Source organism: Streptomyces sp. NPDC058683 (assembly GCF_042716195.1).
In the GTDB taxonomy this organism is placed as follows: Bacteria; Actinomycetota; Actinomycetes; order Streptomycetales; family Streptomycetaceae; genus Streptomyces.
Map to the genome: position 1 here is coordinate 24,416 of NZ_JBHXSK010000055.1, position 6,000 is coordinate 30,415.

7 protein-coding genes are annotated in these 6,000 nt (G+C 70.1%); 4 read left to right on the top strand and 3 right to left on the bottom strand.

The genetic code is table 11. The features are described 5' to 3' along the window. The first annotated feature begins 70 nt into the window (after positions 1-70). A complete protein-coding gene (locus tag ACFWXC_RS42495; RefSeq protein ID WP_384487740.1) occupies positions 71-616 on the top strand; it encodes a DUF4396 domain-containing protein in 546 nt (181 codons plus the stop codon). A gap of 4 nt (positions 617-620) precedes the next feature. Here ACFWXC_RS42495 and ACFWXC_RS42500 read toward each other — a convergent pair whose 3' ends face one another. Beyond that, positions 621-1,253: a sulfite oxidase-like oxidoreductase gene (locus tag ACFWXC_RS42500; RefSeq protein ID WP_384487742.1), complete on the bottom strand. Its 633-nt coding sequence runs from the start codon at positions 1,251-1,253 to the stop codon at positions 621-623. 214 nt (positions 1,254-1,467) lie between these two features. On the opposite strand from ACFWXC_RS42500, the gene bfr reads away from it, so the two are divergent. After that, positions 1,468-1,950 (top strand): bacterioferritin, encoded by a 483-nt coding sequence (gene bfr, locus ACFWXC_RS42505; protein ID WP_384487744.1) that lies wholly within the window; start codon positions 1,468-1,470, stop codon positions 1,948-1,950. A 16-nt stretch (positions 1,951-1,966) separates the two neighbouring features. Here the strand turns inward: bfr and ACFWXC_RS42510 are convergent, their stop codons facing one another. Next, a complete protein-coding gene (locus ACFWXC_RS42510) occupies positions 1,967-2,209 on the bottom strand; it encodes a (2Fe-2S)-binding protein (protein ID WP_365283027.1) in 243 nt (80 codons plus the stop codon). 171 nt (positions 2,210-2,380) lie between these two features. Beyond that, the gene (locus ACFWXC_RS42515; protein ID WP_384487746.1) at positions 2,381-3,733 is read right to left on the bottom strand and encodes a class II 3-deoxy-7-phosphoheptulonate synthase; all 1,353 of its coding nucleotides are present in this window, start codon (positions 3,731-3,733) and stop codon (positions 2,381-2,383) included. A 105-nt stretch (positions 3,734-3,838) separates the two neighbouring features. Here ACFWXC_RS42515 and ACFWXC_RS42520 point away from each other — a divergent pair, with 105 nt between their 5' ends. Both ACFWXC_RS42520 and ACFWXC_RS42525 read left to right on the top strand, forming a co-directional pair. Beyond that, positions 3,839-3,895 (top strand): trp operon leader peptide, encoded by a 57-nt coding sequence (locus ACFWXC_RS42520; protein ID WP_111582571.1) that lies wholly within the window; start codon positions 3,839-3,841, stop codon positions 3,893-3,895. Between the two features lie 98 nt (positions 3,896-3,993). Further along, positions 3,994-5,895 (top strand): anthranilate synthase family protein, encoded by a 1,902-nt coding sequence (locus ACFWXC_RS42525; RefSeq protein ID WP_384487748.1) that lies wholly within the window; start codon positions 3,994-3,996, stop codon positions 5,893-5,895. The last annotated feature ends 105 nt before the right edge of the window (positions 5,896-6,000 follow it).

Genomic DNA, 6,000 nt, shown 5'->3' on the forward strand with positions numbered 1-6,000 from the left:
TGGAATACCCCAGGGGGGTATACATGTTGGTGTCTCAAGAGGGATCCGCACCTGACACCGGGGATCAGCCATGGACCACGAGCACGCCCTTCACGAGCACCACGCCCAGCACACCCCTACGGAACAGCCTCACGCGCACCACGAAGCACACGGGGCGCAGGGCACACACGGCCCCGCCGGCGCCTCCTGGGCCATGGCCGTCCAGGCGACCCTGCACTGCCTCACCGGCTGCGCCATCGGCGAGGTGCTCGGCATGGTCGTCGGCACGGCCCTGAGCTGGGGGAACCTGCCGACCACGCTGCTGGCGATCGTGCTGGCGTTCTTCTTCGGCTACTCGCTCACCATGCGCGGGATACTGAAGGCGGGCGTCGACCTGCGCACCGCGCTGCGGGTGGCGCTGGCGGCGGACACCCTCTCGATCGCCGTGATGGAGCTGATCGACAACGGCACGATCCTGGTCTGGCCGGCCGCGATGGACGCCCAGCTGGGCGACGCGCTGTTCTGGATCTCGCTGGCCGTCTCGCTGGTGATCGCGTTCGTGGTGACGACCCCGGTCAACAAGTGGACGATCGGCCGGGGCAAGGGGCACGCGGTGGTGCACCAGTACCACCACTGAGGGCTCAGAGCTCCGGACCGTCCCCCGGCCCCTCCTGGTAGGAGTAGCGCTGCTCCTTCCAGGGGTCGCCGAGGTTGTGGTAGCCGCGCTCCTCCCAGAAGCCGCGGCGGTCGGCGGTCATGTACTCGATGCCGCGGACCCACTTGGGGCCCTTCCAGGCGTACAGCTGGGGGACGACCAGGCGCACCGGGAAGCCGTGCTCGGCGGTGAGGAGTTCGCCGTCCTTGTGGGTGGCGAAGATCGTGCGCTCGGCGGCGAAGTCCGTGAGGCGCAGGTTGGAGCTGAAGCCGTACTCCGCCCACACCATCACATGGGTGACATCGGGGGCGGGCGGAGCGAGCTCCAGGAGGGTCCACGCCGGGATCCCGCCCCACTCGGCGCCCAGCATGCTGAACTTCGTCACGCAGTGCAGATCGGCGACCACGGTGGCGTAGGGCAGGGCCGTGAACTGCTCGTGGTTCCAGGTGTGCGGGCCCGCGTCGGCGGTGGCGCCGAAGACCCTGAACTCCCAGCGCTCGGGCCGGAACTTGGGTACCGGGCCGTAGTGGGTGACCGGCCAGCCGCGCTGCAGCCGCTGTCCCGGTGGAAGCCCGGACTCCGCGGCTTCTCTCGACGCGCGCTCCACCGGATGACCCATGCCTTCCATCCTGACAGACCACGGGCGGTGCATCTGACCATACAGACAGCCCAAAGATCGCCAAACCGGTCAACTGGCGACAAGCATGGCCTTACTTACTAAGTACGCACTTACTGGACGATCTTCTATGCCGGTGCAATCATGCGCCGCAAACACCCAGTGCGTCTCCCACGCCACCGTCCCCCACGTAACCCATGCGGAAGGAGCCTCTGCGATGCAGGGCGACCCCGAGGTCATCGAATTCCTCAACGAGCAGCTCACGGGTGAGCTCACCGCGATCAACCAGTACTTCCTGCACGCGAAGATGCAGGAGAACTTCGGCTGGTACAAGCTCGCGAAGTACACCCGGCACGAGTCGTTCGACGAGATGAAGCACGCCGAGACGCTCACCGACCGGATTCTGTTCCTGGAGGGGCTGCCCAACTACCAGCGGCTCTTCCACGTGCGGGTGGGGCAGACCGTCAAGGAGATGTTCGAGGCGGACAGGCAGGTCGAGGTGGAGGCCATCGACCGCCTCAAGCGCGGGATCAAGGTGATGCGCGAGAAGGGCGACATCACGTCCGCGAACATCTTCGAGAGCATCCTGGAGGACGAGGAGCACCACATCGACTACCTCGACACCCAGCTGGACCTGGTGGAGAAGCTCGGCGAGGCGCTCTACATCTCGCAGATCATCAACCAGCCCGAGAGCAGCTGAACCGCGACAGCCGGCTCTAGGCCGCCTCGTCCAGCCCGTCGAGCGCGTCGACCTCGGCGAGCACCGGGCGGCCCTGGTCGGCCAGCTCACGGCGGGGGCAGGCGCCCCGGCCGAGGATCGCCTGGATCCGGCGGACGCACGAACCACAGTCCGTCCCCGCCTTGCAGGCGGACGCTATCTGGCGAGGGGTGCAGGCACCGTCCTCCGCGTGCTTCTTGACCTGCGCTTCGGTCACCCCGAAACAGCTGCAGACGTACACGCGGATTCACCTCCCGCCGGGATCGATCAGTGGTGCCGTCCCGATTGATCGGTGAGGCAAACCTAACCTTACCCATCCCTCGCAGCCCGCAAAAGTGGAGGAGGCGTGGATCGTATGTGATCCACGCCCCACTTCACGTCGCCGTAACAGCCGGACCCGTCGGCCCCGCGGTCACTGGTCCCGGTACATCTCCGCGACCAGGAAGGCCAGGTCGAGGGACTGGCTGCGGTTCAGGCGCGGGTCGCAGGCCGTCTCGTAGCGCTGGTGCAGGTCGTCGACGAAGATCTCGTCGCCGCCGCCCACGCACTCGGTGACATCGTCACCGGTGAGCTCGACATGGATGCCGCCCGGGTGGGTGCCGAGGGTCTTGTGGACCTCGAAGAAGCCCTTGACCTCGTCGAGCACGTCGTCGAAGCGGCGGGTCTTGTGGCCGGAGGCCGCCTCGAAGGTGTTGCCGTGCATCGGGTCGGTCACCCAGGCGACGGTGGCGCCCGAGGCGGTGACCTTCTCGACCAGCTCGGGAAGCTTGTCGCGGACCTTGTCCGCGCCCATCCGGACGACGAAGGTCAGCCGGCCGGGCTCGCGGTCCGGGTCGAGGCGGTCGACGTACTTCAGCGCCTCCTCGGCCGTCGTCGTCGGGCCGAGCTTGAGACCGATCGGGTTGCGGATCTTCGAGGCGAACTCGATGTGCGCCCCGTCCAGCTGCCGGGTGCGCTCACCGATCCACACCATGTGCGCCGAGACGTCGTACAGCTTGCCGGTGCGGGAGTCGACCCTGGTCAGGGCGGACTCGTAGTCCAGCAGCAGCGCCTCGTGCGAGGAGAAGAACTCGACCGTCTTGAACTCCTCGGGCTCCGCGCCGCAGGCCCGCATGAAGTTCAGCGCGTTGTCGATCTCGCGGGCGAGCTGCTCGTAGCGCTGGCCCGACGGGGAGGACTTCACGAAGTCCTGGTTCCAGGCGTGCACCTGGCGCAGGTCCGCGTAGCCGCCGGTGGTGAAGGCACGCACCAGGTTCAGCGTGGAGGCGGACGCGTTGTACATCCGCTTCAGCCGCTCGGGGTCCGGGATCCGGGAGGCCTCCTCGAAGGCGAAGCCGTTGACGGAGTCGCCCCGGTAGGTCGGCAGCGTCACCCCGTCACGGGTCTCGGTCGGCTTGGAGCGCGGCTTCGAGTACTGGCCGGCGATCCGGCCCACCTTCACCACCGGGACGGACGCGGCGTACGTCAGCACGGCGCCCATCTGGAGGAGGGTCTTGAGCTTGTTGCGGATCTGGTCGGCCGACACCGCGTCGAAGGCCTCGGCGCAGTCGCCGCCCTGGAGGAGGAACGCCTCTCCCTTGGCGACCGCCGCCATCCGGGCGCGCAGCTGGTCGCACTCGCCCGCGAAGACGAGCGGCGGATACGACTCCAGCTCCGCGACGACTGTGCGCAGAGCCTCGGGGTCGGGGTACTCGGGCTGCTGCGCCGCGGGCAGGTCTCGCCAGGTGTTGCCGGCGCTCGGGCCGGTCTTAGCGTTCACGGTCACCTCGTAAACATTACGGGGTCGTGTCGCCTGTTTTTTCCCTGGCTCGACTGGTGAGACGGAGTGATTGTCCTGTGGACGGAGGGAGGGGTGCGGTACGGTATGCGCATGTTCGCGCTTTCGAACCAGAACTGGTGGTGGACCGCTTCTCCGGCGGCCCACTGACTGCGCGTACGCAAGACTTCGCGAAGGCCGCCCGAGGGGCGGCCTTCGGCGTTTCCGGGGTCGTTCCTCTTCCACCTGTAGAGGACCGCAGAGGAATCATGGACCTGACCCAGCTGCTCCACGACGAGCGCCCGTTCGCCCTGCTCCGCCGCCGTACTCCCGGTCACGACGAGAGCACGGTGGAGGTGCTGCTCGGCCCGGTCACCACCTGTGACCGGCTGGCCGGCCTGCCCGAGGAGGGGCTCGCCCTGGTGCCCTTCCGCCAGATCCGCGAGCGCGGCTTCGACGTCCGTGACGACGGCACGCCCCTGCTGGTCCTCACCCCCGAGGAGACCCACACCCTGCCCCTGGCGGACGCCCTGGCGCAGCTGCCCGCGCACGCGGTGCGGGTCGAGGACGGGGGCTTCGACGTCGACGACGAGGAGTACGCGGAGATCGTCGGCCGCGTGCTGCGCGAGGAGATCGGCCGGGGCGAGGGCGCGAACTTCGTGATCCGGCGGACGTACCAGGGCCGGATCCCGGGCTTCGGCCGGGCCGACGCGCTCGCGCTGTTCCGGCGGCTCCTGGAGGGCGAGCGGGGCGCGTACTGGACGTTCGTGGTGCACACCGGGGACCGGACGCTGGTCGGCGCCAGTCCGGAGGTGCACGTCCGGATGTCCGGCGGCACGGTGGTCATGAACCCGATCAGCGGGACGTACCGCTATCCGGCCGTGGGGCCCACCCCGGAACATCTGCTCGGCTTCCTCGCCGACGGCAAGGAGATCGAGGAGCTCTCGATGGTCGTCGACGAGGAGCTCAAGATGATGTGCACGGTGGGCGACATGGGGGGCGTGGTGGTCGGACCCCGGCTCAAGGAGATGGCCCACCTCGCGCACACCGAGTACGAGCTGCGCGGCCGGTCCTCGCTGGATGTGCGGGAGGTCCTGAAGGAGACCATGTTCGCGGCGACCGTCACGGGCTCGCCGGTGCAGAACGCGTGCCGGGTGATCGAGCGCCACGAGGTCGGGGGACGCGGCTACTACGCGGGGGCGCTGGCCCTGCTCGGCCGGTCCGCGGGTGGCGGGCGGGAAGAATCTGTCGGCGCCCAGACCCTGGACTCCCCCATCCTGATCCGCACCGCGGACATCGACGCGGACGGCGGGCTGCGGGTCCCGGTCGGCGCCACGCTGGTGCGCGGCTCGGACCCGGCGGGCGAGGTCGCGGAGACGCACGCGAAGGCGGCGGGGGTCCTCGCGGCCCTCGGGGTACGACCCGCACGGCCGCGTGCGGAGGGGGCCCGGCCCCGGCTGGCCGACGACCCCCGGGTGCGGGCCGCGCTGGACGGGCGCCGGGCCGCGCTGGCGCCGTTCTGGCTGCGGATGCAGGAGCGGACCGGGGAGCTAGCCGGGCATGCGCTGGTGGTGGACGGCGAGGACACGTTCACGGCGATGCTCGCGCACGTGCTGCGGGCGGCCGGGCTCGACGTGACCGTCCGGCGCTACGACGAGCCGGGGCTGCGGGCGGCGGTGCTCGCGCACGAGGGGCCGGTGGTGCTGGGCCCGGGGCCCGGTGACCCGTCCGACCTGGACGATCCGAAGATGCGGTTCCTGCGGCAGCTCACGGCGGCCGTGCTCCGGGAGCACCGGCACGGGGTGCTGGGCGTCTGCCTGGGGCACGAGCTGATCGCGGCCGAGCTGGGCCTGGAGATCGTCCGGAAGGAGGTGCCCCACCAGGGGGCGCAGACGACCGTGGACCTGTTCGGGCGCCCGGAGACGGTCGGCTTCTACAACAGCTTCGTGGCCCGCTGCGACGAGGACGCGGCACGGGAGCTGGCGGCGCACGGCGTGCAGGTGAGCCGGGCGGCGAACGGCGAGGTGCACGCCGTACGCGGGCCAGGGTTCGGCGGGGTGCAGTTCCACCCCGAGTCGGTCCTCTCCCTGAACGGCGCGGCCGTGGTGCGGGAGCTGATCGGTCAGCTGCGCGGCACCGGCACGTTCTCCGAGGGGCGGCCGGCCCGGTAGTGCACGCCGCGGGGGGGGACGGGGAGCGGTGCCGCGCGGGGGCCCCCCGGAGGGTTTCCGGGGGCGTGACCCCCCCCAAACCCCCCCCCCCACCCCCCCCCCCCC

What these genes read in the sequence shown, in the direction of transcription:
- ACFWXC_RS42495 (WP_384487740.1), top strand. Translation starts at nt 71, where the DNA reads ATGGACCACGAGCACGCCCTTCACGAGCACCACGCCCAGCACACCCCT.
- ACFWXC_RS42500 (WP_384487742.1), bottom strand. Translation starts at nt 1,253, where the DNA reads ATGGGTCATCCGGTGGAGCGCGCGTCGAGAGAAGCCGCGGAGTCCGGG.
- bfr (WP_384487744.1), top strand. Translation starts at nt 1,468, where the DNA reads ATGCAGGGCGACCCCGAGGTCATCGAATTCCTCAACGAGCAGCTCACG.
- ACFWXC_RS42525 (WP_384487748.1), top strand. Translation starts at nt 3,994, where the DNA reads ATGGACCTGACCCAGCTGCTCCACGACGAGCGCCCGTTCGCCCTGCTC.